General features: G+C 70.0%; 21 protein-coding genes and 2 pseudogenes. 8 read left to right on the top strand and 15 right to left on the bottom strand.

Annotated features, from left to right (window positions below; translation table 11 throughout):
* Positions 1-137 precede the first annotated feature (137 nt).
* Positions 138-2447 (bottom strand): protein kinase, encoded by a 2310-nt coding sequence (locus tag OG819_RS08830; protein ID WP_266652638.1) that lies wholly within the window; start codon positions 2445-2447, stop codon positions 138-140.
* 178 nt (positions 2448-2625) lie between these two features.
* On the opposite strand from OG819_RS08830, the gene OG819_RS08835 reads away from it, so the two are divergent.
* Entirely contained in the window at positions 2626-3789 is a 1164-nt protein-coding gene (locus OG819_RS08835) for a serine hydrolase domain-containing protein (RefSeq protein WP_266648842.1), read from the top strand.
* A 138-nt stretch (positions 3790-3927) separates the two neighbouring features.
* Here the strand turns inward: OG819_RS08835 and OG819_RS08840 are convergent, their stop codons facing one another.
* The gene (locus tag OG819_RS08840; RefSeq protein WP_266648844.1) at positions 3928-5634 is read right to left on the bottom strand and encodes a glycerol-3-phosphate dehydrogenase/oxidase; all 1707 of its coding nucleotides are present in this window, start codon (positions 5632-5634) and stop codon (positions 3928-3930) included.
* A gap of 261 nt (positions 5635-5895) precedes the next feature.
* On the opposite strand from OG819_RS08840, the gene OG819_RS08845 reads away from it, so the two are divergent.
* Positions 5896-7104: a nucleotide sugar dehydrogenase gene (locus OG819_RS08845; protein WP_266627649.1), complete on the top strand. Its 1209-nt coding sequence runs from the start codon at positions 5896-5898 to the stop codon at positions 7102-7104.
* 102 nt (positions 7105-7206) lie between these two features.
* On the opposite strand, the gene OG819_RS08850 is transcribed toward OG819_RS08845, so the two are convergent.
* Complete coding sequence (locus tag OG819_RS08850; protein ID WP_266627647.1) at positions 7207-7680, bottom strand: hypothetical protein; 474 nt, start codon at positions 7678-7680, stop codon at positions 7207-7209.
* 338 nt (positions 7681-8018) lie between these two features.
* Between OG819_RS08850 and OG819_RS08855 the strand changes: the two are divergent.
* Positions 8019-9265, top strand: a pseudogene (locus OG819_RS08855) (IS701 family transposase).
* A gap of 36 nt (positions 9266-9301) precedes the next feature.
* Here the strand turns inward: OG819_RS08855 and OG819_RS08860 are convergent.
* From OG819_RS08860 to OG819_RS08875, 4 genes are all read right to left on the bottom strand, one after another.
* Positions 9302-10426 (bottom strand): GuaB3 family IMP dehydrogenase-related protein, encoded by a 1125-nt coding sequence (locus OG819_RS08860; protein WP_168529730.1) that lies wholly within the window; start codon positions 10424-10426, stop codon positions 9302-9304.
* Positions 10427-10530: 104 nt separating this feature from the next.
* Entirely contained in the window at positions 10531-12036 is a 1506-nt protein-coding gene (gene guaB / locus OG819_RS08865; RefSeq protein ID WP_266648845.1) for an IMP dehydrogenase, read from the bottom strand.
* Between the two features lie 809 nt (positions 12037-12845).
* Positions 12846-13421, bottom strand: coding sequence for a sigma-70 family RNA polymerase sigma factor (locus OG819_RS08870; RefSeq protein ID WP_030571403.1), 576 nt, complete (start codon positions 13419-13421; stop codon positions 12846-12848).
* A gap of 256 nt (positions 13422-13677) precedes the next feature.
* Positions 13678-14289 (bottom strand): response regulator transcription factor, encoded by a 612-nt coding sequence (locus OG819_RS08875; protein ID WP_003948568.1) that lies wholly within the window; start codon positions 14287-14289, stop codon positions 13678-13680.
* A gap of 389 nt (positions 14290-14678) precedes the next feature.
* Between OG819_RS08875 and OG819_RS08880 the strand changes: the two genes are divergently transcribed.
* Positions 14679-15011 (top strand): WhiB family transcriptional regulator, encoded by a 333-nt coding sequence (locus OG819_RS08880; protein ID WP_060901471.1) that lies wholly within the window; start codon positions 14679-14681, stop codon positions 15009-15011.
* A gap of 121 nt (positions 15012-15132) precedes the next feature.
* On the opposite strand, the gene OG819_RS08885 is transcribed toward OG819_RS08880, so the two are convergent.
* Positions 15133-16029, bottom strand: a complete 897-nt coding sequence (locus tag OG819_RS08885; protein ID WP_266584905.1) for a LysR family transcriptional regulator — start codon at positions 16027-16029, stop codon at positions 15133-15135.
* Between the two features lie 79 nt (positions 16030-16108).
* Here OG819_RS08885 and OG819_RS08890 point away from each other — a divergent pair, with 79 nt between their 5' ends.
* The 3 genes from OG819_RS08890 to OG819_RS08900 all read left to right on the top strand — a co-directional run bounded on the left by OG819_RS08890 (position 16109) and on the right by OG819_RS08900 (position 18569).
* On the top strand, positions 16109-16777 hold the full coding sequence (locus OG819_RS08890) for an MOSC domain-containing protein (RefSeq protein ID WP_266648846.1): 669 nt from the start codon (positions 16109-16111) through the stop codon (positions 16775-16777).
* Between the two features lie 226 nt (positions 16778-17003).
* Entirely contained in the window at positions 17004-17777 is a 774-nt protein-coding gene (locus tag OG819_RS08895; RefSeq protein WP_266437092.1) for an SDR family oxidoreductase, read from the top strand.
* Between the two features lie 84 nt (positions 17778-17861).
* Positions 17862-18569 carry an ester cyclase gene (locus OG819_RS08900; protein WP_266648848.1) on the top strand — a complete coding sequence of 236 codons (708 nt, stop codon included), beginning with the start codon at positions 17862-17864 and terminating at the stop codon, positions 18567-18569.
* A gap of 120 nt (positions 18570-18689) precedes the next feature.
* Here OG819_RS08900 and groL read toward each other — a convergent pair whose 3' ends face one another.
* The 4 genes from groL to OG819_RS08920 all read right to left on the bottom strand — a co-directional run bounded on the left by groL (position 18690) and on the right by OG819_RS08920 (position 22776).
* Entirely contained in the window at positions 18690-20318 is a 1629-nt protein-coding gene (groL, locus tag OG819_RS08905) for a chaperonin GroEL (protein WP_266627640.1), read from the bottom strand.
* 129 nt (positions 20319-20447) lie between these two features.
* Positions 20448-20756, bottom strand: coding sequence for a co-chaperone GroES (gene groES / locus OG819_RS08910; RefSeq protein ID WP_060901476.1), 309 nt, complete (start codon positions 20754-20756; stop codon positions 20448-20450).
* A gap of 317 nt (positions 20757-21073) precedes the next feature.
* Positions 21074-21853, bottom strand: coding sequence for a polysaccharide deacetylase family protein (locus OG819_RS08915; RefSeq protein WP_266627637.1), 780 nt, complete (start codon positions 21851-21853; stop codon positions 21074-21076).
* On the bottom strand, positions 21850-22776 hold the full coding sequence (locus OG819_RS08920; protein ID WP_266648850.1) for a polysaccharide deacetylase family protein: 927 nt from the start codon (positions 22774-22776) through the stop codon (positions 21850-21852). Before OG819_RS08920 ends, OG819_RS08915 begins: the two co-directional genes overlap by 4 nt.
* Positions 22777-22886: 110 nt before the next feature.
* Here OG819_RS08920 and OG819_RS08925 point away from each other — a divergent pair, with 110 nt between their 5' ends.
* Positions 22887-24158 (top strand): methyltransferase domain-containing protein, encoded by a 1272-nt coding sequence (locus tag OG819_RS08925; protein WP_266648852.1) that lies wholly within the window; start codon positions 22887-22889, stop codon positions 24156-24158.
* Positions 24159-24169: 11 nt separating this feature from the next.
* Here the strand turns inward: OG819_RS08925 and OG819_RS08930 are convergent, their stop codons facing one another.
* The 3 genes and pseudogenes from OG819_RS08930 to OG819_RS08940 all read right to left on the bottom strand — a co-directional run.
* Positions 24170-25504, bottom strand: coding sequence for an RNA polymerase sigma factor (locus tag OG819_RS08930; protein ID WP_266648853.1), 1335 nt, complete (start codon positions 25502-25504; stop codon positions 24170-24172).
* 70 nt (positions 25505-25574) lie between these two features.
* Positions 25575-25931, bottom strand: a complete 357-nt coding sequence (locus OG819_RS08935) for a YciI family protein (RefSeq protein ID WP_060901481.1) — start codon at positions 25929-25931, stop codon at positions 25575-25577.
* 96 nt (positions 25932-26027) lie between these two features.
* A pseudogene (locus tag OG819_RS08940) lies at positions 26028-26795 on the bottom strand (LCP family protein); the annotation flags it as partial.
* Positions 26796-26971 lie beyond the last annotated feature (176 nt).

The raw sequence follows: 26971 nt of genomic DNA on the forward strand, positions 1-26971 counted from the left end.
GCCGGAGGCAACCCGCAAAGTCGGGATGCGAGATGTCATCGCCCCGTGACCGACCCCTACAACAGACACCCCGGGCGAACCGGCCCGAACCTCACGACATGGGCACGCGCCTCATGCGATGGGTTCGGGCCCATGCCTCACGACTTCGGCTGGAACGTCGCCGTCAGCGTCTGCCAAGTGTCCTTGCGCAGCTGGCTGTCCCAGTCGGAGGCCTTCGCCGTGTACATCAGCCCGTACCCGAGGTGATCGTTCACGACGAACCCGCGGTCGATCGACCGGTACTTCGTGCCACCGTCCTGGTAGGTGAACTCCCAGTCGGCCGTGTTCCAACCGCGGTAGTTCACCTTCTCTATGTGCACCCGCTTGTACTGCGGGCGCACCATGGACCGCTCCTGGTTGGTCCAGTCCGCCACGGGGTCGCTCTTGGGCGTGGTCGTCCAGCCGACGAGGAGCTTCTGCCCGTCGGGACCGGTGAACCGGGCTCCCGCGGAGTCCGTCGACTGGTACTTCCACCCCTCGGGCAGCCCGATCTTGAACCCCTGGCCGGCCTTGTACGTCGTCACGTCGGTGGAGCCCGAGGAGCCCGGCTCCTTGCCGTCGCCGCTGGTCCCGTCCGTCCCGCTCGTCCCGCTCGTCCCGTTCGTGGCGGCGGCGTCGCCGGACGCGTCGGTGTCCGGCGTGCTGCCCGAACTCCCGTCCGTCGCCGACCCCGTGCCACCGTCCTTCTTGTCGCCGCTGTCGGTGTGAGAGCCGCTGGTCGCGCCCTTGCCGCCGCTACCCGCGGTCACCCCGCTGGACGCGGCGGCCTTGGTGTCGCTGCCCTTGCCGCTCTTCGAGCCGCTGTCGTCACCGCCACCGATAGTCAGCGCCAGCACGGTCCCGATCACGGCGAGCGCAACGACCACCGCGATGATCACCAGGGTCCGCCGCGGCACCACATCGGTGAGCGGCGCCCGCGGCACGGGCCGCGGCGGCCGCTCGGGCGCCACGGGCCACCCGGAGGCAGGCTTGGCCGTACTGGTGGTGGAACCCGCGGAACCTGTGGAGCCCGCGCCACCCGAACCCGCAGAGCCGAGGGCCCCCCTCGAGCCGACGGAGCCGGAGCCCGAACCCGCTGCCGCGCCGTCACGCACGCCCGGCTTCGGGGAACCCCCGGCCGCCTTGGCACCCTGACCGGGCGCGACCGCCCCGGACTTCCCCGGGGCCGCGGCGGGCTTTGACACGTCCACGCGCGGCGGAGCCGGGGGAGCCGCCGGATCCTCCGGAGCGACCGGAGCCGCCCCCGCCACTCCCACCGAACCGGAAGCCCCGGTACCGCCAGCGCTTCCCGCACCGCCCGTCCCGCCCGCGGTACCGGGCTTCGCACGGGCCGTCGCCGCCGCGGTGGCCGCCGCCGTGGCCGCACCCGCGGCCGAGGCAACCTTCCGCACCGAACGCAGCGCCCCGCGCAACCGCTCCCCGGCCTCTTCGCCCCGCTTGGCCCCGGAACCGCCCGAGCCGCCCGCACTCTGCTTGCCCGCGCCCTCGTCCGGCACCGGCGGCAGCGTCACGACCTTCGTCGCATCCGCTGGCTCCGGCACGGTCTCCTTGGGCTCGGGGGCGCAGACCACCTCGCTGAGCATCGCCCGGGCGCGCTCGTTGTCGAGCCGCTGCTCGGGGTCCTTCGCGAGCAGCCCGTAAATCACGCTCTCCAGCGGGCCCGCGTTCTTCGGCTGCTCCACCGGCTCGGTCATCACCGCGGTGAGCGTCGCGATCGCGGAACCCTTGTCGTAGGGCGGCACACCCTCGACCGACGCGTACAGCAGCCCGCCCAGCGACCAGAGGTCGGCCGCGGGGCCGGGCTTGTGCCCGCGCGCCCGCTCCGGCGAGATGTACGAGGGCGCGCCCACGAGCATGCCCGTCGAGGTGATGGACGGGTCGCCCTCGACCTGCGCGATACCGAAGTCGGTCAGCACGACCCGGCCGTCGGTGGAGATCAGCACGTTCGACGGCTTCACATCGCGGTGCAGGATGCCCTCGCGGTGCGCGGAACGCAGCACGTCGAGTATCGCGATCCCGACCTCGGCGGCGCGCTTCGGCGTGAGCACGCCGTCCTCGCGGATGACCTCGGCGAGGGACTTGCCCTCGACGAGCTCCATCACGATCCACGGCCGGTTGTCCTCGTCGACCACGTCGAAGACCGTCACCGCGCCGTTGTTGCGAATCCGCGCGATCGCCTTGGCCTCACGCAGGGTGCGTGTGATCAGCCGCCGCTTCTCGTCCTCGTCGATGCTCGACGGGAACCGCAGCTCCTTGACGGCGACCGTGCGGCCCAGCGTTTCGTCCTGGGCCCGCCACACCGTGCCCATGCCGCCGCGGCCGAGAACATCTCCCAGCCGGTACCGCCCGGCGAGGAGACGTTCGCTCTTGTCCTGACGGGATGCTCCCGCCCGCTCCGCCTCCGACATGCGTCCCCTCATGCAACCCGCCCTGACAGAGCCTTCATTGTCCCTCACCCGACAAGCGCTCAGCGCCCAGGGGGCCCTTCGGCCGACAACCACTCGGCAACCGGCACGCCCCTCACCTGCGAACCCCCCTCTCGTGCGCACAGGTCCGTCCCCCATGATGTGCCGCAACAAGGAAGGAATGCCGATGCCTGCGCGCCGGACACCTCGGACACTCCTGGTCATACCCGTGTCCCTGGCCGTCCTGGTCATGGCCCCGATCGGTCTGCTGCGCCTGCTGCCGACCGCCGCTCCTTCCCCCTCCGCCATGTCCCCCGCCCAACACGCGCTCCGGTCCGCGGCCCCGACGGGCTCACGCTCCCCCATCGCCCCGGCAACGGACGCCACCCGTGCCTTCCGCCGTCTGCTCCCCCTCCTCGTCACCCGCGGCAAGGTTCCCGCCGCCGCCCTGCTCGCCAGTGACGCCTCCGGCTCACGCTTCGCACGCGCCGGTGACGGCATCGCCCGCGGCGACCACTTCCGCGCGGGCAGCATCACCAAGACGTTCATCGCGACCGTGGTGCTGCAGCTCTCCGCCGAGCACCGGCTGTCCCTGTCCGACTCTCTGGACGCTCACCTCCCGGGGCTGGTGCGCGGCGCGGGCAACGACGGCCGACGTCTGACACTCCGCTCCCTGCTCACCCACACCAGCGGTCTGTACGACTTCACCGACGACACCAAGGGCGCCGTCCCCCTCACCCCGCTCCGGGCCGTCCGCATCGCACTCGCCCACCCCCCGACCGCCCGCGGCCACTTCGCCTACTCGAACACCAACTTCATCCTGCTCGGCATGGTCATCCGCCAGGTCACCGGCCACTCGTACGCCACCGAGGCCGAGCGCCGCATCATCAACCCCCTTCGTCTGACGGGCACCTCCTTCCCCGGCGCCCGCACCTCGCTGCCCTCCCCGCACGGCCGCGCCTACTCCGCCGACGGCTCCGACGTGACCGCGCTCGACCCGCGCGTGGCCGGCGCGGCGGGTGAGCTGGTCACCACGCTCGCCGACCTGAACCGCTTCTACGCGGCCCTGCTCGCGGGCGACCTGCTCCCGCCCCGCCAACTGCGCGAGATGCTCGACACCCGCACCGCACACGGCCAGTACGGCATGGGGCTGTATCCGGTGAAACTGTCGTGCGGCACCACGGTGTGGGGGCACGACGGCCACATCTCCGGCAGCTACGTGCGCACCGCGGCCACCGTCGACGGGCGTCGTGTCCTCACCCTCCGGGTGAACACGGACGGGATCCAGGACCCCGATCTCGAACCCGCCCTGCTCGCCGCCGAGTTCTGCCCCCGCACCCAGTAGAACGGACGGGTTTCGAGCAACGATCCCAGCCCACTACACCCGTTCGAGTGGCATTCACGGGACCGGGCAGGCCCCGCCGACAGCGGAAGCCGGCCGGCACCCGCCCGACGCCCGATGAGCGCGGCACACGGCCCCAGATCAGCGCGGCACGATGTCCGGCGCCCCCAGCCGCGCCGCGTCCGCCGTCAGATCGTCGGGCTGACGCTGCGACTCCCGCTCCGCCTTCACCCGCTTCTCGTAGTGCTCGACCTCGCGCTCGATCTGGTCCTTGTCCCAGCCGAGGACCGGCGCCATCAGCTCGGCGGCCTCGCGGGCACTGCGCGTACCCCGGTCGAAGGTCTCGATGGAGATGCGGGTGCGCCGGGTGAGCACGTCGTCCAGGTGCCGGGCGCCCTCGTGCGAGGCGGCGTAGACGACCTCGGCCTTGAGGTAGTCCTCAGCGGCCGGAAGGGGTTCGCCCAGCGCGGGGTCGGCGGCGATGAGCTCGAGGATCTCCTCGGCCAGCACACCGAACCGATTCAGCAGGTGCTCCACACGGACCACATGGAGCCCGGTGCGCTGCGCGATCCGCGCCCGCGCGTTCCACAGCGCCCGGTATCCGTCGGCCCCGAGCAGGGGGATGTCCTCGGTGACGCATTCAGCGACCCGCTGGTCGAGGCCGTGCACCGCCTCGTCGACCGCGTCCTTGGCCATCACCCGGTAGGTCGTGTACTTGCCGCCCGCCACGACCACCAGTCCCGGCACCGGGTGGGCCACGGTGTGCTCGCGCGAGAGCTTGCTGGTGGCGTCCGACTCGCCCGCGAGCAGCGGACGCAGTCCCGCGTACACGCCCTCCACGTCGTCACGGGTCAGGGGCACCGAGAGCACCGAGTTCACATGCTCCAGCAGATAGTCGATGTCAGCGCTGGATGCCGCGGGATGGGCCTTGTCCAGGTTCCAATCGGTGTCCGTGGTGCCGACGATCCAGTGCCGCCCCCAGGGGATCACGAAGAGGACGGACTTCTCCGTGCGCAGGATCAGACCCGTCGCGGCGTTGATCCGGTCCTTCGGCACGACCAGGTGGATGCCCTTGGAGGCCCGTACGTGGAACTGGCCTCTCTCGCCCACCATGGCCTGGGTGTCGTCGGTCCACACGCCCGTGGCGTTGACGATCTGCCGGGCGCGGATCTCGTACTCCCCGCCGCCCTCGACGTCCTGCACCCTGGCGCCGACCACGCGCTCACCCTCGCGCAGGAAAGCGGTCACGCGGGCGCGGTTGGCGACCTTCGCGCCGTACGCCGCCGCCGTGCGCACCAACGTGGCCACATAGCGGGCGTCGTCCACCTGCGCGTCGTAGTACTGCAACGCGCCGACCAGCGCGTCCTTCTTCAAGGCGGGCGCTATGAGCAGGGCGTGGCGGCGCGTCAGATGGCGGTGGGTGGGCAGTCCGCGTCCATACCCGCTCGTCACCGACATCGCGTCGTACAGCGCGACGCCCGTCCCCGCGTATATCCGCTCCCAGCCCTTGTGCTGGAGCGGGTAGAGGAAGGGCACCGGCTTCACCAGGTGCGGTGCTAGGCGCCCCAGCAGGAGCCCGCGCTCCTTCAGGGCCTCGCGCACGAGGGCGAAGTCGAGCATCTCGAGGTAGCGCAGGCCGCCGTGGATCAGCTTGCTGGACCTGCTGGAGGTGCCCGACGCCCAGTCGCGCGCCTCGACCAGGCCCGTGGACAGGCCGCGCGTCACGGCGTCGAGCGCCGTCCCCGCGCCGACCACACCCGCGCCCACCACCAGCACATCCAGCTCACGCTCGGCCATTCCCGCCAGGGACTCGGCGCGCTCCGCCGGCCCCAGTTTCGCTGTCCTCACCGCTGCCTCCCGCTGTCTGTCGCGTTGGCCGCACCTGTCCGGCGACGCCCGGCTCACGTCCCCCTGTCCCAAAGTCTGACGGCGATGTCCGTCATCGGCCACCACGCGTCCTCAGCCTGTGGACAACACTCCCGGAAACTCGCCCGCCCAATACCGCAAGTCGGTCATATTTACTCCTAGTCTGACATTGCGCTCGTCCGTTCTGTCCACAGGACTTGCGCACCTGTCCCGCTTCGGTTACTGGGAAGGACGGCCCACGCCATGCCCGCAGATCTCGCCGTCATCGGACTCGGACATCTCGGCCTGCCCTTGGCCCAGGCCGCCGTCGCCGCCGGCATCCCCACGCTCGGCTACAAAACCGGGCCGGAAGGCGGCTCACTCACCCCCGCCGAACTGCGCCGGATGCTCTCGGGGGGCTTCCGGCCGACCACCAACCCCGCCGAGCTCGGCCGCGTCCGCACCGCCGTCATCTGTGCCCCGACCCCACCCGGCCCGGACGGCGCCCCCGACCTGGGCCAAGTGGCCTCGGCCGCCCGCACCCTGGCCGAACGGCTGCGCCCGCACACCACCGTGATCCTGGAGTCGCCGGTCCACCCCGGCACCACCGAGGACTTCCTGCGCCCGCTCCTCGAAGAGGGCTCGGGCCTGCGCGCGGGGCGCGACTTCCACCTCGCGTACTCGCCCAGCCGCGTCGATCCCGGCAACCGCGACTTCACCCCCGCCAACACCCCCAAGGTCATCGGCGGCCTCACCCCCGCCTGCACCGAGTCGGCCGCCACCTTCTACGGGCGCCTCACCGACAAGGTCGTACGCGCGCGTGGCCCCCGCGAGGCGGAGACCGTGCAACTCCTGGAAACCAACTACCGGCACGTCAACATCGCCCTGGTCAACGAGATGGCCGTGCTCTGCCACGACCTGAACGTCGACCTGTGGGACGTCATCCGCTGCGCCGAGACCAAGCCGTTCGGATTCCAGGCGTTCCGGCCGGGACCGGGCGTCGGCGGCCACGGCATCGCCCAGGACCTCACGGGCCACTCGGGCCGCACCCTCCGGATGGTCGAACTGGCCCAGCACGTCAACAGCCACATGCCGCAGTACGTCATCCAGCGTGCCGCCACGCTCCTCAACGAGCACGGGAAGTCGGCCCGCGCCGCACGCGTGCTCCTCCTCGGCGTCACCTACAAGCCCGACCTCGCCGACCAACAGAACTCGCCCGCCCGCGAGATCGCCCTGCGTCTGATGGAGCTCGGCGCGACCGTCAGCTACCACGACCCGCACGTCCCTGCCTGGAACGTGCTCGGCCGTCCCGTCCCGCGCGCGGACTCCCTCTACGAGGCCGCCGCCGACGCCGACCTCACGATCCTGCTCCAGCAGCACCGCACGTACGACCTGCAGGGACTGTCGGTGAAAGCACAACTGCTGCTGGACACCCGGGGCGCCACGCCCACGGGGGCGGCGCACCGGCTGTGAGCGTTCTCCGCGAGATCCCCACGCGGGAATCCCACCATGCCGAAACGGCCCACCGGTTGAACCGGCGGGCCGTTTGAACGAGCATTTGAACGAGCAACTGAATTACCTGGCCGAGTGCTCGTAGCGGTAACCGATCGCCTTACGAGCCGTCCCCTTACCCACGTCCTTGCCGGTAATCTTGCTGTACACGCTGAAGGAGTAATCCTCGTAGAGCGGGTACGCCTTCAAGGTCCCGAACTTGCCCCTGGGAACATTCCAGCTGCCCGCCATGCTCTTCGTACGCGATTTCGTGACATCGAAGCCGACGGCCGCGGACACGGGCTCCGCGGACACCGTGATCGTCGCGCTCTTCGTGTTGCTCACGGTTTCGATGGCGGTCAGCGTGAGCGTCATGGGGCCTCGTCCCTGCACTATGGCAATGGAATTCTTGCCCTGCACCAGTCCGTGATACTTGACGCTCTTGATGCCGCAAAAGGCCGGGTTGAACTGGAGCCTCGCGCTCCGGCACGGTGTCTTCGAGGCAGCACTGGCCTCGCCGGTCATTCCCATGGTGCCCGCGAGCACGGCAAGGGTCATGGCTGCAGCGCGTGCGCCACGGGATACGGCAAAGCCGGTCGATCGCAACGGATTTCCCCTCGTTCTGCTACTGGTCAAGCAGCAGGACAAAGACTACCGATGTCAGGGACACAACAGATAAGCGAATCGATGTATCTGATCAACATTTGAGCTTGTCTCAGCATGAAGGCCACTCGGAGGGGGCTCGGACCGGGCGGGAACCGGACCGAGCCCCTCGGCTCAGTCGGCGGCGCTAATACTGCAACCGCATCTGCCGTGACAGGTGCTGGGTTGGCTCGTTGTTCCGACTGTGCGATGAATCGTTGACGGTTGAGCAGGTCGAGTCGTGGTCCGAGGGGATAGCCGGGTTCCATGCCCGGTTCGCCCACCGTTTCGGCAGGTCGGAGCCCCGCGAGCGGGCGTCGGACTACCTGAACGGGTTGCTCGCGCCGCTTGAGAAGAAGAACGGGTGGACGCTGTCGGAGCAGGTCGGGCAGTTGCGCCCCGACGGCGTCCAGCGCCTGCTCAACCACTCCGACTGGGACGAGAACGCGGTCCGCGACGATGTCCGGGACTTCGTCGTGGAGACCATCGGCGCCAAGGACGCGGTGCTGATCGGCGACGACACCGGCTTCCTGAAGAAGGGCACCAAGTCCGCCGGCGTCCAGCGGCAGTACACCGGCACAGCCGGCCGCACGGAGAACAGCCAGATCGGAACATTCCTGGCCTACGCCTCCGCCAGGGGCGGGCGTTGATCGACCGCGAGCTCTACATCCCCGTCTCCTGGACGGATGACCGTGACCGCTGCCGCGCGGCCGGGATCGACGACGAGGTCCCCTTCGCGACCAAGAACGAGCACTTCAAGTGGATGCTGCAACGCGCCATCGACGCGGGTGTCCCGTTCGCGTGGGTCACCGCTGACGAGGCATACGGGCAGGTCAAGCACCTGCGAGTGTGGCTGGAGGAACGTCGGGTCGCGCACGTGCTGGCTACGAAGGTCAACGACACTGTGATCACCACGCACGGGGCGGACACGCGGGTGGACCAGTTGGTCGCCGCGCTGCCCCGCCAGCGGTGGAAACGAATCTCCGGCGGGGCCGGCGCGCACGGTGAGCGGATCTACGACTGGGCGCGTGTCGCGATCCGCCCGTCCTGGGAAAACGGCTTCGGGCACTGGGTGCTGGCCCGACGCAGCGTCAGCGACCCGAGCGAGATCGCCTACTACGTCTGCTACGGCCCGGTCGCCTCCCGACTGAAAGACCTGGTCAAAGTAGCTGCCGCGAGGTGGGCGGTCGAGGAGTGCTTCCAGACCGCGAAGGGAGAGTGCGGTCTGGACCACTACCAGGTGCGGCTCTACCGGGCCTGGTACCGCCACATCACCCTGGCCATGGCCGCCCTTGCCTACCTGACCGCCGTCCGCGCCGCAGAAGCCACAAAGGGGCACTCTCGACGACGAGCAAGACCTCATACCCCTCAGCGTCCCGGAGATCCGCCGGTTGATGGGCCACGTCGTCGTCACGCGCCACTGTCACAGCAACGAGCACCATCTGCACTGGTCACGCTTCCGACGACGCAGCCAAGCCCGAGCCCGCCGCTCCCACTATAAACGCCGAGGCCACATTCTCCAGATGCGGTTGCAGTACTAACGCTTGTGCTGGGAGTCCGCGACCGTCACCTCGACGCGCTGGAACTCCTTGAGCTCGCTGTAGCCGGTGGTGGCCATGGCGCGGCGGAGGGCGCCGAAGATGTTCATGGAACCGTCGGGGATGTGCGAAGGCCCGGTGAGGATCTCCTCGATGGTGCCGACGGTGCCGAGGTCGACCTTCTTGCCGCGCGGCAGCTCCTCGTTGACCGCCTCCATGCCCCAGTGATGGCCCTTGCCGGGCGCGTCGGTGGCGCGGGCCAGCGGAGAGCCCATCATCACCGAGTCGGCGCCGCACGCGATCGCCTTGGGGAGGTCGCCGGACCAGCCGACACCGCCGTCCGCGATCACGTGCACATAGCGGCCGCCGGACTCGTCCATGTAGTCGCGGCGGGCCGCGGCCACGTCGGCGACGGCGGTCGCCATCGGGACCTGGATGCCCAGCACGTTGCGCGTGGTGTGCGCGGCGCCGCCGCCGAAGCCGACCAGGACACCGGCCGCGCCCGTGCGCATCAAGTGCAGCGCCGCCGTGTACGTGGCGCAGCCGCCGACGATCACCGGGACGTCGAGCTCGTAGATGAACTGCTTCAGGTTCAGCGGCTCGGCGGCACCGGAGACGTGCTCCGCCGAGACCGTCGTACCGCGGATGACGAAGATGTCCACGCCCGCGTCGACGACGGCCTTGGAGAACTGGGCCGTGCGCTGCGGCGACAGGGCGGCCGCGGTGACGACGCCGGAGTCGCGCACCTCCTTGATGCGCTGCCCGATCAGCTCCTCCTTGATGGGAGCGGCGTAGATCTCCTGGAGGCGGCGGGTCGCGGTGTCCGCGTCCAGCTCGGCGATCTCGTCGAGCAGCGGCTGCGGGTCCTCGTACCGCGTCCACAGTCCTTCGAGGTTCAGTACGCCCAGGCCGCCCAGCTCGCCGATGCGGATCGCGGTGGCCGGGGAGACGACCGAGTCCATCGGGGCGGCCAGGAACGGCAGCTCGAAGCGGTAGGCGTCGATCTGCCAGGCGATCGAGACCTCCTTCGGGTCCCGCGTACGGCGGCTCGGGACGACGGCGATGTCGTCGAAGGCGTACGCCCGGCGGCCGCGCTTGCCGCGCCCGATCTCGATCTCAGTCACGTGTGTGGCCTTTCCCTCTTCGTTTCTGCGCCTCCCAGTATCCCCGACACCTACGACAAGGGCGGCCCCGGAACCTCCGGGACCGCCCTCATGTACCTGTACGGCTAGTCGTTACGGCTGTAGTTCGGCGCCTCGACCGTCATCTGGATGTCGTGCGGGTGGCTCTCCTTGAGGCCCGCCGAGGTGATCCGGACGAACCGGCCCTTGGACTCCATCTCGTCGATGGTGGCGGCGCCCACGTACCCCATGGTCTGGCGCAGACCGCCGACGAGCTGGTGCAGCACGTTGGCCAGGGGGCCGCGGTAGGGCACCTGGCCCTCGATGCCCTCGGGTACGAGCTTGTCGTCGGAGGCCACGTCCGCCTGGAAGTAGCGGTCCTTCGAGTACGACCTGCCCTGGCCCCGGGACTGCATGGCGCCGAGGGAGCCCATGCCGCGGTACGACTTGAACTGCTTGCCGTTGATGAAGAGCAGCTCGCCGGGCGACTCCTCACAGCCCGCCAGGAGGCTGCCGAGCATCACCGTGTCGGCACCGGCGGCCAGCGCCTTGCCGATGTCTCCGGAGTACTGCAGACCACCGTCGCCGATCACCGGGACACCCGCGGCACGGGCCGCGAGGGCCGCTTCGTAGATGGCGGTGACCTGCGGGACGCCGATGCCGGCGACCACACGGGTCGTACAGATCGAGCCGGGGCCCACGCCCACCTTGACTCCGTCGACGCCGGCGTCGATCAGGGCCTGGGCACCGTCACGGGTGGCGACGTTGCCGCCGATCACGTCGACGTGCACGCTCGACTTGATCTTCGCCATCCAGTTGAGCGCGTTGTTGTTGTGCCCGTGCGAGGTGTCGACGATCAGGAAGTCCACCCCGGCCTCGGCCAGCGCCTGAGCACGCTCCAGTGCCTCGGGGCTGGCGCCGACGGCGGCACCCACCAGCAGGCGGCCCTCGGCGTCCTTCGCGGCGTTCGGGTACTTCTCGGCCTTCACGAAGTCCTTGACCGTGATGAGGCCCTTGAGAACGCCCGCGTCGTCGACCAGCGGAAGCTTCTCGATCTTGTGGCGGCGCAGCAGCTCCATGGCGTCGGTGCCGGAGATGCCGACCTTGCCGGTGACCAGGGGCATCGGCGTCATGACCTCGCGCACCTGGCGCGACCGGTCGGTCTCGAAGGCCATGTCGCGGTTGGTGACGATGCCGAGCAGCTTGCCGCTGCCGTCAGTGACGGGGACACCGCTGATGCGGAACTTCGCACACAGCGCGTCGGCCTCGTTCAGCGTCGCGTCCGGGTGCACCGTGATCGGGTCGGTGACCATGCCGGACTCGGAGCGCTTCACGAGGTCGACCTGGTTGACCTGGTCCTCGATGGAGAGGTTGCGGTGCAGTACGCCGACGCCTCCCTGCCGGGCCATGGCGATCGCCATGCGCGACTCGGTCACCTTGTCCATCGCCGCGGAGAGCAGCGGGATGTTCACACGTACGTTGCGGGAGATACGGGACGAGGTGTCGACCGCGTTGGGCAGCACCTCGGAGGCGCCCGGCAGCAGCAGCACGTCGTCGTAGGTCAGCCCGAGTGTCGCGAATTTGGCGGGCACTCCGTCGACGTTGGCAGTCATGACACCTTCCCCAAATGGCCTTGATCGGTGCGGATGTCCATGCTAACGGGAAGCAAGGCTCTCTCATTCCATGGTTCGGATCGCCCTCGGGCTTCGTAGGTTCGTACGAGCCGGGTGGCGACGCCGTTCAGTTGTGGGCCGGGGCCCGGTCCCTGGGGGCCTTTTCAGGGGCGGCGAGGGAATCCATGGTGTCCGTTCTCACCCTTACGGAAAGGGTCTCACCTCCACGGCGAGGGACAGTCATCGCGGCCCGGCAAGGACCGCGGACCCCGTCCGTCGGACGAAAGCCCTCACCCGAACCGGCCCGCCGTCCCCGAAACCCTCACCGGAACCGGCCCGCGGTCGGGCCGCATCCCTCATGCGAGGCACCCCGCGCTCCGGGCCGAGCCCCCGATGCGAGGCAACCCGCCCTCCGGGCCGAGCCCTCGATGCGGGGCGCCCGAGCCCCGGGCGAAGCCATGGACCGGGAGAACCCGGCGCCCGGACGAAGCCCTGGACCGGCGATCCCGGCGCCCGTACGAACGAAGACTTGGACCCGAGGGATCCCAGCGCCCGGACGAAGCCCGGGCCTGGGGGGATTCCGGCGTCCGAACGAAGCTCTGGACTCGGGGTTCCCGGCGCCCGGACAAGACCCTGGCCCCTGAGACCCAACACCCGAACGAAACCCCGGCCGGGGAAATCCCGGCGCCCGGGGCAAGCTCTCCGCCCGCGGGAGCCGTTCCTTGGCGACGCCGCCGCCCGGAGAGACCCGGTAACGGCCCTCGAAGCCCCGATCGCCGGCCCGACCACCGCCCCGTCGACCAGCCCGTCTACTGCTCCGCCAGTGCCCGCAACCGGCTCAGTGCGCGGTGCTGGGCCACCCGTACGGCGCCTGGTGACATTCCCAACATCTGGCCCGTCTCCTCGGCCGTGAGGCCCACCGCGATGCGGAGCAGAAGCAGCTCGCGCTGGTTCTCGGGGAGGTTGGCCAGGAGTTTCTTGGCCCACTCGGCGTCGCTGCTGAGGAGGGCGCGCTCCTCCGGGCCGAGGGAGTCGTCGGGGCGCTCGGGCATCTCGTCCGAGGGAACCGCCGTCGAACCGGGGTGGCGCATCGCGGCTCGCTGCAGGTCAGCGACCTTGTGCGCGGCGATGGCGAAGACGAACGCCTCGAAGGGGCGCCCGGTGTCCTTGTAGCGCGGCAGTGCGAGGAGCACCGCTACGCAGACCTCCTGGGCCAGGTCCTCGACGAAGTGCCGCGCATCGCCCGGAAGTCGGGAGAGGCGGGTGCGGCAGTAGCGCAACGCCAAGGGATGTACACGGGCGAGCAGGTCGTGCGTGGCCTGCTCGTCGCCGTCGACCGCGCGATGGACGAGCGCACCGATCACCGTCGTCTCGTCGTCGCGCATCGGTCCATGGTGCCTTGGCGTCGTCTTGTCCGTGGCACCGCGTCCATAGTTGTGCACCGAAGCGTTATGAGCAGGTGCGCCGGAACTCATCTCCGTCGCCCTCCCCTTCCGCTCGACCGACTCGTCCCCGAGGAACTCCACACCTCAAGCATGCGGCATCCGCGGCGAAACGAGCAGCGGGCACTCGGCGGGCCCTGTTGTCGGCCCCGCCCACCATGAGGTAGGCGGGGTGCGTCGTACCCCCGCGACGGCTCACCTAACGAACCAGACCCCACCGGAAACCGAGCGCCACGGCGTGCGCGCGGTCCGAGGCGCCGAGCTTCTTGAAGAGCCGCCGGGCGTGCGTCTTCACGGTGTCCTCGGAGAGGAACAGCTCGCGGCCGATCTCGGCGTTGGAGCGGCCGTGACTCATGCCTTCCAGCACCTGGATCTCACGCGCCGTGAGCGTCGGCGCCGCGCCCATCTCGGCCGACCGCAGTCTGCGCGGGGCGAGCCGCCAGGTGGGGTCGGCGAGCGCCTGGGTCACGGTCGCACGCAGCTCCGCGCGGGAGGCGTCCTTGTGCAGATAGCCGCGGGCCCCGGCGGCGACGGCGAGTGCCACTCCGTCCAGGTCCTCGGCCACGGTGAGCATGATGATGCGCGCACCGGGGTCGGCGGACAACAGCCGCCGAACGGTCTCGACGCCACCCAGTCCGGGCATGCGTACGTCCATCAGAATCAGGTCCGAGCGGTCGGCACCCCAGCGGCGGAGGACTTCCTCGCCGTTGGCTGCCGTCGTCACGCGCTCGACGCCGGGCACGGTCGCCACCGCGCGGCGGAGCGCCTCTCGGGCAAGCGGGGAGTCGTCGCAGACGAGGACGGATGTCATGGCCGCCCTCCGCAGCTGATGCGCGTCACCTTGAGCCTCCAGGCTGGTACGAATCGTCATCTGTGCGGTCGACACTCGCCGACGGAACTGCCGTCTGCCCGAGCGCTTGTTCCTTCAACCGCCTCCGCCCTCTCAACGATGGTCACTCGAAAGAGTTACGGGGCAGTCGGTCATCTTCGGCACTCTACGTGAGGGCGTGGACACGGCGCAGACATGCACAACGGACCCTCAACGTTTCACCACAACCTATGCCCCATTCAGCCTGTTTTCTTCCCATTTGCTGGTGTCTGCGGCTAGATTCGCAATGAGTCATATTTTCATCTCCTTAGATCGTAGATGTACGGTCGGTGGGCACAGAGCAGCCCAGAACGGCGACAAGGGGACATGTAATGGCAGATTTCTCCCGCCTTCCCGGTCCGAACGCGGACCTATGGGACTGGCAGCTCCTCGCGGCCTGCCGCGGGGTCGACAGCTCGCTCTTCTTCCACCCGGAGGGCGAGCGCGGTGCGGCACGGAGCGCTCGCGAGAACTCGGCCAAAGAGGTCTGCATGAGATGCCCGGTACGCGCCCAGTGCGCGGCACACGCCCTGGCGGTGCGCGAACCGTACGGCGTGTGGGGCGGCCTGACCGAGGACGAGCGCGAGGAACTCATGGGGCGGGCGCGCAACCGGCTGGTGGCGGCGTCGACCACCGGGAGCGGCGATCCCGCTTCGAACAACTGAAGGAACGTTTCTTCAGTCGAGTCTGCAGCCGGGCACGCGCATGCGTGCCCCTACTTTTTCCAGCTCGGCCGACTTTTCCCAGCTCAGCCGGCTCTTGCAGCTCCGCCGGCCCTTCCCGGCGTCAGCGGGCCGCCGCCCGCGCCAGCTGGTCCAGCGTCGCCGCCACCGCCGGCACCTGCGCCAGGTCCGGCAGCGTGAGCGCGACGATCTCCCGCCGCACCGGCGGCTCCACCGTCACGGTGCGTGCACCCTTGGGGCGTACGGACTCGATCGCGAGCTCCGGCAGGACCGCGACCCCGAGGCCCGCGCCGACCAGCCCGACCACGGCCGGGTAGTCGTCGGTGGCGAAGTCGATGCGGGGCACGAAGCCCGCGGCGCGGCAGACCTCGACCAGTTGTCCGCGGCAGCGCGGACAACCCGCGATCCACGGCTCCCCGGCGAGTTCGGCGATCGCGACCGACCCGGCCCGCGCGAGCCGGTGCCTCTCGGGGACCAGCCCGACGAGTCGGTCCCGCAGCAGGGGCCGTACGACCAGGTCGTCCCACTCCTCGGCACCCGCGGCGCCCTCGTAGCGGAACGCGAGGGCGATGTCGCAGTCGCCGGCCCGGAGCTTCTCGACGGACTCGGGCGGCTCGGCCTCCTCCAGGGAGACCCGGGTGCCGGGATGCGCGGCGCGCAGGGCGGCGAGGGCCGTGGGGACGAGCGTGGAACTGCCACTGGGGAAGGAGACGAGCCGCACCCGGCCCGCGCGCAGGCCCGCGATCGCGGCGACCTCCTCCTCGGCGGCGGTCAGGCCCGCGATGATGCCCGCCGCGTGCCGGACCAGCGCCTCACCCGCCTGGGTGAGGCGCATCTCGCGGCCCGTGCGGACGAGGAGTGGGGTGCCGACGGACGATTCGAGCGCCTTCATCTGCTGGCTGACGGCGGGCTGGGTGCAGCCCAGTTCACGTCCCGCCGCCGAGAAGGAGCCGGTGGCGGCGACGGCGCGCAGGACACGGAGATGACGGGCCTCGATCACCCTTCGAGCATAAGTGATCCTTGGGTACGGCCGCGAATATTGCGTCGCCGCTTTGGACCTCATCACCTAGCGTGCTGTCATGAAGCTTCTGTCTCTCAACGTCGGCCGCCCGCGGGCCGTCCCGTACACGGACCATCCCAGGGGTGTGACCGGCATCGACAAGCAGCCGGTGGACGGGCCTGTGCGGGTTGCGGCGCCCGGACCCAAAGGGGTCGGAGCGAGCGGCCTCGCCGGGGACGCGGTGTGCGACCTGCGCCATCACGGCGGGAACGACCAGGCGGTGTACGCGGTCGCCCGCGAGGACCTCGACGACTGGGGACGCGAGCTCGGCCGGCCACTGGCGAGCGGCTCGTTCGGTGAGAACCTGACGACCGAGGGGCTCGACGTGTCCGGCGCGCGGATCGGCGAGCACTGGCGCGTCGGCTCCGAGGTGGTCCTCGAAGTCACCTGCGGACGCGTTCCCTGCCGTACGTTCCAGGGGCACCTCGGCGAGCAGCGCTGGGTGAAGCGGTTCACCCAGAAGGGCGCGCCCGGTGCCTATCTACGGGTGATCGAGCCCGGCGAGATCCGGGCGGGCGACCCGATCGAGATCGTGCACCGGCCCGACCACGAGGTGACGGTCGCCCTCGCCTTCCGCGCCGAGACGACCGAACGGACGCTGCTGCCCTGGGTGTTGGCCGCGAGCGACGCACTGCACCCGGAGTTGCTGGAGATGGCGGAGAAATACGTGGCGCGGCAGGGCGGTTAGCGGCCGGTTCGACCCTGGGGTGGACCGGCCCGCTGGTACGGTGAAGCTTGGATGGCGCGTCGCGAGAACCAAGCACGTGGCGTCCCCTTGCTCCTGTTTTGTATCCGGGCTGGTTTCAACCCGGCTGGTGTTGATCGCAGAAGACCTGTTGAGCCGCTGGCCCACAGGCAGCGTGAGCCAGGAATCTCCTCTCTTCAGGGAGGAGAGGATTCAATAGCCTTGGGTCATGACAACGGCTCTGATTACGGGATCGACCGCGGGTATCGGCGCCGCCTTCGCACGGCGGCTGGCGGCTGACGGGCACAACCTCGTGCTGGTGGCGCGCGACACCAAGCGGCTGGGCGAGCAGGCGACCGAACTGCACGACCGGCACGGCATCGAGGCGGAGGTGCTGACCGCCGACCTGGCGACGGACGAGGGCATCGAGGCGGTGGCCGCCCGTCTCTCCGACCGCAAGAACCCGGTCGACCTGCTGATCAACAATGCGGGCTTCGGCAACAAGGGCCGCTATCTCGAGGTGTCGATGGCCGACGAGCTGACCATGCTCAAGGTGCACTGCGAGGCCGTTCTGCGGTTGACGTCGGCGGCGACCGAGGCCATGCGGGAGCGTGGCCGGGGCGGGGTCGTCAACGTCGCGTCGGTGGCCGCGTTCGTGCCGCGGGGCACGTACGGGGCGTCCAAGGCGTGGGTCGTGCAGTTCACGCAGGGCGCGGCGCGGGATCTGGCGGGCAGCGGCGTGCGGCTGATGGCGCTGGCCCCCGGTTTCGTCCGCACCGAGTTCCACCAGCGGGCCGGGATGGGCACGGACAACATCCCGAACTGGATGTGGCTGGACGCGGACAAGCTGGTCGCGGCGGCGCTCGCGGACCTGGCCCGCGGCAAGTCGCTCTCCGTCCCCGACCCTCGCTACAAGGCGCTGATGGGCCTGGTGAAGGTGGCACCGCGGGGACTGCTGGGCGGGATCACGTCGAAGACGGGCCGGAAGTACGGTCCCCAGTAGGGACCGCCGTGCAGTGGGTGGTGTCGTCCCTCCGGTGGGAAACTGAGGGTGTTCAACCGGACCCAGGGGGCCGGAGGCGACGCCATGACATTCGTACAGCTCATCGACTGCAGGACCAGCCGGTTCGACGAGATGAACCAGCTGATGGACACATGGGTCGAAAGGACCAAGGGCAAGCGGGCCGCGACACACAATGTGATCGGCAAGGACCGCTCCGACGCGAGCCACTTCATAGAGATCGTGGAGTTCCCCTCGTTCGAGGAAGCGATGCGGATCTCGAACCTCCCCGAGACCGACACGGTCTTCCGCGAGATGGTGGCGCTCTGCGACGAGCTGCCGACGTTCACCGACCTGGACGTGGTGCGGGACGAGCAGTTGTACGCGGCCAACATCCGCCGGTTCCTGGAGACGCTCGCCACCCGGGGTGAACTTCCGCCGCTCAACAGTCTGATGGCGGAGAACTACCACGACCACGACCCGGCCAACGAGCAGGACACCATCGGCCTCGACGCGATGCGGCGCGAGATCGAGATGTGGCGCGGCGGGTTCGACTTCACGTTCACCGTCGAGGACCAGCTCACCGAGGGCGACCGGGTCTGCACCCGGTGGACCTGGAACGGCGCCCACAAGGGCGACTTCATGGGGATCCCGGCGACCGGGAATCAGGTCACCATGACCGGGACGACGATCTTCCGCTGCCAGGAGGACGGGAAGATCGTCGAGGGCTGGAGGCAGTACGACCGGCTGGGGCTGATGAGTCAGCTCGGGGCGCTGGACGCGCTGGAGCAATAGTGCGGTGGTCGGTGGTCAGTAGGCGGTAAGTCAGTGGGCGGCAGTCCGTAGTCGGTAGTGCCGAGTACGGGAGAAGCCCCCGTTCCATGCGGAACGGGGGCTTCTTCGGGAGTACGAGACTCAGTGGGAGTGCCCGTGGCCGTGGCCGTGACCGGCGTCGGCCTCCTCCTCGGCCGGCTTCTCGACGACCAGGGTCTCGGTCGTGAGGAGCAGGGAGGCGATGGAGGCGGCGTTCTCCAGGGCGGAGCGGGTGACCTTGACCGGGTCGATGACACCGGACTTGACCAGGTCGCCGTACTCGCCGGTGGCGGCGTTGAAGCCCTGGCCCTTGTCGAGCTCGGCGACCTTGGAGGTGATGACGTAACCCTCCAGGCCGGCGTTCTCGGCGATCCAGCGCAGCGGCTCGACGGCGGCGCGGCGGACGACCGCGACACCCGTGGCCTCGTCGCCGGTCTTGCCGAGGTTGCCCTCGAGGATCTTGACGGCGTGGACGAGCGCGGAGCCACCACCGGAGACGATGCCTTCCTCGACCGCGGCGCGGGTCGCGGAGATGGCGTCCTCCAGACGGTGCTTCTTCTCCTTGAGCTCGACCTCGGTGGCGGCACCGACCTTGATCACGCACACGCCGCCGGCCAGCTTCGCGAGGCGCTCCTGGAGCTTCTCGCGGTCCCAGTCGGAGTCGGTGTTCTCGATCTCGGCCTTGATCTGGTTGATCCGGCCGGCGACCTCGTCGTGGCTGCCGCCACCGTCGACGACGGTGGTGTCGTCCTTGGTGACGGTGACGCGGCGGGCGGTGCCGAGCACGTCCAGACCGACCTGGTCGAGCTTGAGACCGACCTCCTCGGCGATGACCTGACCACCGGTGAGGGTGGCGATGTCGCCGAGCATGGCCTTGCGGCGGTCACCGAAGCCGGGGGCCTTCACGGCGACGGCGTTGAACGTGCCGCGGATCTTGTTCACGACCAGGGTCGACAGGGCCTCGCCCTCGACGTCCTCGGCGATGATCAGCAGCGGCTTGGAGGCGTTGGACTGGATGACCTTCTCCAGCAGCGGCAGCAGGTCCTGGATGGAGCTGATCTTGCCCTGGTGGATGAGGATGTACGGGTCGTCGAGGACGGCCTCCATACGCTCCTGGTCGGACACCATGTACGGCGACAGGTAGCCCTTGTCGAAGGCCATGCCCTCGGTGAAGTCCAGCTCCAGGCCGAAGGTGTTGGACTCCTCGACGGTGATGACACCGTCCTTGCCGACCTTGTCCATCGCCTCGGCGATGAGCTCGCCGACCTGCGGGTCCTGGGCGGACAGCGCGGCGACGGCGGCGATGTCGGACTTCTCGTCGATCGGGCGCGCGGTGGCGAGGAGCTCGTCCGAGACCGCCTTGACGGCCGCGTCGATGCCCTTCTTCAGCAGCGCCGGAGAGGCACCCGCGGCGACGTTCTTCAGGCCCTCGCGGACGAGCGCCTGGGCCAGCACGGTGGCGGTGGTCGTACCGTCACCCGCGATGTCGTTGGTCTTGGTCGCCACCTCCTTCACCAGCTGGGCGCCGAGGTTCTCGTACGGGTCGTCGAGCTCGACCTCGCGGGCGATGGTGACACCGTCGTTGGTGATGGTGGGTGCGCCGAACTTCTTGTCGATGACGACGTTGCGGCCCTTGGGGCCGATCGTCACCTTGACGGTGTCGGCAAGCTTGTTGACGCCGCGCTCGAGGGCGCGACGGGCGTCCTCGTCGAACTTCAGGATCTTCGCCATGGGAGCGATTCAGCCCTCTCGGAAAACTGGGGTGAACGAACCGCGCCCCCGACGCCCGGCTGGTTATGGTCGCGGGGGCCAGGGGCGCAGTTCACTGCAAAACTGGGTGAAACGGTGAAGCTCGGTGAACTACTTCTCGATGATCGCGAGCACGTCGCGAGCCGAGAGGACGAGGTACTCCTCGCCGTTGTACTTCACCTCGGTGCCGCCGTACTTGCTGTACAGCACGATGTCGCCGGTGCTGACGTCGAGCGGCAGGCGCTCGCCGTTCTCGAAGCGGCCCGGGCCCACGGCGAGGACGACGCCCTCCTGGGGCTTCTCCTTCGCGGTGTCCGGGATGACCAGGCCGGAAGCCGTGGTCTGCTCGGCGTCCAGCGGCTGGACCACAACACGGTCCTCGAGCGGCTTGATGGCAACCTTGGAGCTGGTGGTCGTCACGATCCGACCTCCCCCTTCGGAGATCTCACGGGGTTAACTGTCTGAGGTGGCGACCAGGTGGATCCGTCGTCGCGGGTGCCGGACCTGCCCGTCGCTATTGGCACTCTCCAGGGGGGAGTGCCAAGGCCGAGACTATGACCGCGATTAGCACTCGGTCAAGCGGAGTGCCAAAGCCTCCGGCGTGGCGTGGGGTTTTGACACCCGGCGTGGGTGTCGGCGTATCCCTGGGGGCTGCGCCCCAAGACCCCCGCTGTCGGCCTGAACGGCCTCGTCCTCAAGCGCCGGACGGGCTGATTGATGCCCCCCGAGCCGAATGGTCAGAGGTAGTTCTCCAGGCGCGCCGGGGTGAGGCCCTCCGCCTGGATGCGTCGCAGGAGTCTGACCGTCGCCTCCGTGAGGTTGGGCTCCTCGAAGCCGGAGAGGATGTCACCCGGTCGCAGGCGGCGGGCGTCGGGCTCCCGGCCGAGGACGACGGCCGCGACCCCGCAGTCGGCGGCGGCTTGCAGCGTGGTGGTGTCGTACGTGCCGTAGGGGGGACGGAAGAGCCGGGGGCGGACGCCGAAGCGGGCCTTGAGCTTGTCCTGCTGGCCGCAGATCTCGGCCCGCTGGCCCGCGTACGGCAGCCCGCGCAGCGAGGCGTGATGGAGGGTGTGGTTCTGCACGCTCGCGCCGACCGTCCGCAGCTGGGCGAAGTGCCCGTACCCCGGCCCGACGACACTGTCCGTGAGGAACATGCTGACCGGCAGCCGCAGTTCACGGACCATGTCGACGAACCGCGGATCGCGCTCGGCACCGTCGTCGTAGGTCAGGAAGACCACCTTGTCGCGGGTGGGTACGCGGTCCACGACGGGGGCCAGCCCCGGCCCCGCGCCGCGGAGGGCGTGCCGGGCGGGCGGCCGCGGCGCGGGGGCGAGCGGGGCGGGCAGCCCCCAGTGGCGGTACGCCGCCGGGGTCGGCCCCTTCGGCTTGGACCTGCGCACCTCCTGCGCGGCCTTCTTGCCCAGCCGTTCGATCGGGTCGACGGACTGGGCACAGCCGGTGCAGCCGGTCAGGAGCGCGGCGGTGAGCGCCCCCGCGACCAGCACCCGAGTTCTCACAGGTAGTCCTCCAGCCGTGCCACCGCGTACCCCTTGTCGGTGACCTTCTTCAGGAAGCGGCGGACCATGTCGGGCATGGTGCCGTCCCAGTCCTCCTTGCCGCGGAAGTGGGTGAGGACGATGTCGCCGGGGTGCAGGTCGCGGTCCCAGTCGCGGTACTCCCAGTGGTCGACGAAGACCTCCTCGTCCCAGATGGGGGCGTACTTGATGCCGCAGGACTTGGCGGCGCGCAGGGTGTCCTGGTTGTAGTTGCCGTAGGGCGGCCTGAGGACCTTCGGGCGTTTGCCGAACTGTTTCTCCATGATGTCCTGCATGCCGCAGATCTCGTGCCTCTGCTCCTCGTAGGAGAGGCCGGGCAGGTAGGGATGGGTGAGGGTGTGGTTGTTGAGCGTGACGCCCTGGTCTCGCATCTTCCGGAAGTACCCGTAGTCGTCCTTGATCAGGTAGTTGCTCAGGAAGGCGGTGTACGGGATCTTCAGGTCGCTCATCATCCTGAGGAACGCCGGGTCCTTCTCGGAGCCGTCGTCGATGGTGAGGAAGACGACCTTGTCCTTGGTGGGGACGGTCGTGAAGACCGGCGGCAGGCCCAGCTCGTCCTGATCGGTGACCTCGAAGCCGTCGCGGGGCCGGATGACCCGCTTCCTCGCCGGGGCCGGCGGCGCGGCCAGCGGGACCTTCGCGAGCCCCCAGCGCTTGGCGGCGACGACCCGGGCTGCCTGCTGCGCGCGGATTCTGGCGGCGTAGGAGTCAAGGGCGCGGGCCGGGGGCGCGTGCAGCGCCTCGGGTCCCCCGGCCACGCGGGCGCCGTTGGTGTCGTCGTCGGCGCAACCGGACGCGAGGGCGGCGACGGCGAGGACGGCGACCCCGCCCCATACCCGCGCCCTCTTTGCGTTGTTTTTGTACTTTTGTCGTACTGATCGCATGGTGTCGGATCCTCGCAGGCCACCACCCGCCCGCGGCTCCGACACCGCGACCAGGGGCCCACCGTCCACCGACTGGCCCACACCCACCCGCGCTGACCGACAATGGGCCGGTGAACGACGTCTCCTTCGCCTCCCTGCTCACCCCCGAGGGCCGTGCCCTGCTCGACGAGGTGCGCGGCACCGAACCGGCCCAGGAGCTGGCCGTCGCCACCCGGCTGCGCCGCGACCACCCGGCCGAACTGGTCTCGGCCGCGCTCGGGCAGGCGCGGCTGCGGCAGCGGGCTGCGGCGAAGTTCGGCGCCGAGGACGCGGAGCGCATGTACTTCACCCCGAACGGGGTCGAGCAGTCGACCCGCACCACGGTCGCCACCCATCGCGCGCGGCGGCTGCGGTCCCTGGGCGTCCGCTCGGTGGCCGACCTGTGCTCCGGCATCGGCGGCGACGCGATCGCGCTGGCCCGCGCCGGGATCCGCGTCCTCGCCGTCGACCGCGACCCACTGACGGTGGCGGTGGCGCGCGCGAACGCCGAGGCGCTCGGGCTCGCCGACCTCATCGAGGTGCGCGAGGCCGATGTCACGGAGGTCGACACGGCCGCGTACGACGCGGTCTTCGTGGATCCGGCGCGGCGCGGCGGCAGACAAGGAGGGGCCGCGCGATGGGGGTCCCCCCAGGCTTTCGGCTCTGGGGGAGCGTCTGTGAGGGGCGGTGGTCGGGCGACGGGTGGGCGGATCTTCGACCCGGAGGCGTACTCGCCCCCGCTCTCCTGGGCGGTCGCGACGGCCCTGAAGGCCCCGCTCGCCGCCCTGAAGATCGCCCCGGGCATCCCCCACGAGGCGGTCCCCGCCGAGGCCGAGGCCGAGTGGATCTCGGACGCCGGTGACGTGAAGGAGGCGGTGCTGTGGTTCGGCACCGAGCCGGGACTCGTGCGGGCCACCCTGCTGCCCGGTCCGCGCGAGCTGCGCGGCCGCGGCCTGCCCGACCCCGCTGTGCGCGAGGTCGGGCGCTACCTGTACGAGCCCGACGGCGCCGTCATCCGCGCCCATCTGGTCGCCGAGGTCGCCGAGGAGGTCGGCGGCGGGCTGGTCGACGAGACGATCGCGTACATCACGGCGGACGAACTGCGCCCGACGCCGTACGCCTCCGCCTACGAGATCACCGACCGACTTCCCTTCAACGTGAAGAAGTTGAAGGCGCTGCTGCGGGAGCGGGGGGTCGGGGTGCTGACGGTGAAGAAGCGGGGGTCGGCGGTCGAACCGGAGGAACTCCGCAAGAAGGCCCTGCCCAAGTCGCACGGCCCCCATTCCGCGACCGTCTTCCTGACCAGGGTCGCGGGGGCACCGACGATGCTGCTCGGCCACCCGGCCGAGCGGCTCACTCCCTAGCGTCGCACCGCCTAGCGGCAGTCCCTCGCCCGCGCCTCCAGCAGCTCGCGTTCCCGTTCGTTGCGGGCCAGACCCGCGGCTCGTTCGAACTCCGCGCGGGCCTCCGTCGTACGGCCGAGGCGGGCCAGCAGGTCGCCGCGGACGCTGGGCAGCAGGTGGTAGTCGCGCAGGGTCGGTTCGCCGGCCAGCCGGTCGACGATCTCCAGCGCCGGGGCGGGGCCCTCGGCCATGGAGACGGCGACCGCGCGGTTCAACTCGACCACGGGGGATGGGGAACAGGTCGCCAGCAGCCCGTACAGGGTGGCGATCTGCCGCCAGTCGGTGTCCTCGTAGGTGTACGCCTGGGCGTGACAGGCGGCGATGGCGGCCTGGAGGGCGTACGGGCCGGGGGGTCCGGTGGTGACGGCGTTGGCCCGGGCGAGGGCGGCGAAGCCGCGGCGGATCAGCAGACGGTTCCAGCGGCGCCGGCTTTGGTCCTTGAGCAGGACGGGCTCGCCCGAGGGGCCGGTGCGGGTGGCGGCGCGGGACTCCTGGAGCTCCAGCAGGGACACCAGCCCGTGCACTTCGGGCTCCTTGGGCATCAACTCGGCCAGCACGCGGGCCAGTCGCAGCGCGTCCTCGCACAGGGCGGGGCGCAGCAGGTCGTCGCCCGCCGTGGCGGCGTACCCCTCGTTGAAGACCAGGTAGATGACCTCGAGTACGGACCCGAGGCGGGCCTCGCGGTCCGGACCGTAGGGGACCTCGAAGGGAACGCCCTTCGTCGCCAGGGTCCGCTTGGCGCGCACGATGCGCTGGGCGACGGTCGCCTCCGGGGCGAGGAAGGCGCGGGCGATCTCCGGGGTCGTCAGACCGCCGACCAGGCGCAGGGTGAGGGCGATGCGGGCCTCGGCGGAGAGGACCGGGTGGCAGGCGGTGAAGACGAGCCGCAGCAGGTCGTCGTCGATGTCGTCCGGGTCGGAGGGTTCGTCGAGGTGGTGCGGGGCGGTCACCGAGAGGTCCCGCCCCACCTCCTCCAGCTTGCGGGCGTACTGCTCCCGGCGGCGTACGAGGTCGATCGCCCGCCGCTTGGCCGTGGTCGTCAGCCAGGCGCCCGGGTTGTCCGGGACGCCGTCCCGCGGCCACTGCTCCAGCGCCGCGACCAGGGCGTCCTGCGCGAGCTCCTCGGCGATGCCGACGTCGCGGACGATGCGGGAGACGCCGGCGATGATGCGGGGCGACTCGATCCGGAAGATCGTCTCGACGGCTTCGACCGCGTCGACCGCGTCGACCGCGTCGTCGGCACCTCGGGTGGCCCCGGACGCGACGGGCTGCGTGACGGGCGTGACGGTGGGCTGTTGCTCTTCCACAACCCACCATCAGACACCCGCGGCAGCCACAGGCCAAGGAACCGCTGGGGCATGACCCGCCGGACAGGCTCTAGCCCTCGGCGATCTCCCGCACCTCGCAGGTCACCGTCCAGTGCTCCTCGTGCACCTTCAGGAACCGCTTGGTCCACTCCAGGGCCTCGGCCATGTCCTTGCACTGCATGAGCGCGTAGCCGCCGACGACCTCCTTGGACTCGGTGAAGGGCCCGTCGGTGACGGACAGCTGCCCGCCCGACCAGTGCACCCGCTTGCCCTGGGCGGACGGCGTCAGCCCGGCGGTGTCGAGCATGACCCCCGCCTTGGTGATCTCCTCGATCAGCTCGCCCATCCGCTGCATCAGCTCCGGGCTCGGGCCCTCGGCGGGCGCGGTGCTCTCGTCGATCTGGACGAGCGACAGATAGCGCGGCATGGTGACTCCTCGTGTCCGTGGTGCCTCGAAGGCGGGGCTTCTCCCTGCCTCTCACCCGTGCGTCGAACGGGAGACACCGGTTTCGACACCGTCCCCGAGCAGGGACGTCGACGCCATCTGTTCCAGCAGCGCCTTGACCAGCTTCTGCTGGAGGCCTATGCGGCCGAGGTCGCTGCCGTCGCCTATGCCGTGCCGGGTGCGGGCCAGCGCCAGGGCCTGGGTGCCGCCCAGGTGGTGGGTGCCCGCCTTGAGGTGCAGATGGCTCTTGTCGTCGTCGATGTCCTGGTCCGTCGTGACCGTGACGCCGCCGAGCGCGTCCACCAGTTTCGCGAAGCCGGAGAAGTCGATCTCGATGTAGTGGTCCATGCGGACGTCGGTGAGTGACTCGACGGTCTTCACCGCGCAGACCGGACCGCCCACCGAGTAGGCGCTGTTGAACATCGCGTTGTACGCCGCCGAGGTCGTCCCGCCGGACGAGGTCGGGCACGACGGGCGGGTCACCAGGGTGTCCCGGGGGATGCTCACCACCGTCGCCTTGGTGCGGCCCTCGTCGATGTGGACGACCATCGCCGTGTCGGAGCGGGCGCCCGAGCTGTCGCCGCCCCCGAGCGCGGCGTTCGCCCTCCCGCTGCGCGAGTCGGAGCCGAGGACCAGGATGTTCAGGGCGCCGCTCGGCAGCGGGGCGGCCGAGGCGGACGCGGACGCCGGCGGGGCCGACACCGCCTTCGCCGGACGGTCGTCGCCCAGCGCGCTGTTGATGTCCACGCTCTTGATGTTGTGGTTCAGACGCCAGTAGGCCCAGCCCGCGCCCGCCATGGAGAGCACGAGGACGCCGGCGAGCGTGATGCCGGCGGCTTTCAGCAGACTTCTCCGCCGTCCGGCACGTCTCGCGGCGCCCTCGTTCCCGTCTCCGCTCTCGTCCCCGTTCCCGCGCCCGGCCCCACGTTCGCCCCCGCGCTCCTCTTCTGCAGTCACGCGGAGGAACGTAAGTCCGAATTATTACGAGCAGGAACCTCTTCTGGGCTTTCCTTCGGAAAATC

Origin of the sequence: Streptomyces sp. NBC_01549 (assembly GCF_026339955.1) — a bacterium.
Lineage (GTDB): Bacteria > Actinomycetota > Actinomycetes > Streptomycetales > Streptomycetaceae > Streptomyces.

Bases quoted from the DNA above. Each gene is read 5' to 3' on its own strand.
- OG819_RS08830 (WP_266652638.1), bottom strand. From the start codon at position 2,447: ATGTCGGAGGCGGAGCGGGCGGGAGCATCCCGTCAGGACAAGAGCGAA.
- OG819_RS08835 (WP_266648842.1), top strand. From the start codon at position 2,626: ATGCCGATGCCTGCGCGCCGGACACCTCGGACACTCCTGGTCATACCC.
- OG819_RS08845 (WP_266627649.1), top strand. From the start codon at position 5,896: ATGCCCGCAGATCTCGCCGTCATCGGACTCGGACATCTCGGCCTGCCC.
- OG819_RS08850 (WP_266627647.1), bottom strand. From the start codon at position 7,680: ATGACCCTTGCCGTGCTCGCGGGCACCATGGGAATGACCGGCGAGGCC.
- guaB (WP_266648845.1), bottom strand. From the start codon at position 12,036: ATGACTGCCAACGTCGACGGAGTGCCCGCCAAATTCGCGACACTCGGG.
- OG819_RS08870 (WP_030571403.1), bottom strand. From the start codon at position 13,421: ATGCGCGACGACGAGACGACGGTGATCGGTGCGCTCGTCCATCGCGCG.
- OG819_RS08875 (WP_003948568.1), bottom strand. From the start codon at position 14,289: ATGACATCCGTCCTCGTCTGCGACGACTCCCCGCTTGCCCGAGAGGCG.
- OG819_RS08880 (WP_060901471.1), top strand. From the start codon at position 14,679: ATGGCAGATTTCTCCCGCCTTCCCGGTCCGAACGCGGACCTATGGGAC.
- OG819_RS08890 (WP_266648846.1), top strand. From the start codon at position 16,109: ATGAAGCTTCTGTCTCTCAACGTCGGCCGCCCGCGGGCCGTCCCGTAC.
- OG819_RS08895 (WP_266437092.1), top strand. From the start codon at position 17,004: ATGACAACGGCTCTGATTACGGGATCGACCGCGGGTATCGGCGCCGCC.
- OG819_RS08900 (WP_266648848.1), top strand. From the start codon at position 17,862: ATGACATTCGTACAGCTCATCGACTGCAGGACCAGCCGGTTCGACGAG.
- groL (WP_266627640.1), bottom strand. From the start codon at position 20,318: ATGGCGAAGATCCTGAAGTTCGACGAGGACGCCCGTCGCGCCCTCGAG.
- OG819_RS08920 (WP_266648850.1), bottom strand. From the start codon at position 22,776: ATGCGATCAGTACGACAAAAGTACAAAAACAACGCAAAGAGGGCGCGG.
- OG819_RS08935 (WP_060901481.1), bottom strand. From the start codon at position 25,931: ATGCCGCGCTATCTGTCGCTCGTCCAGATCGACGAGAGCACCGCGCCC.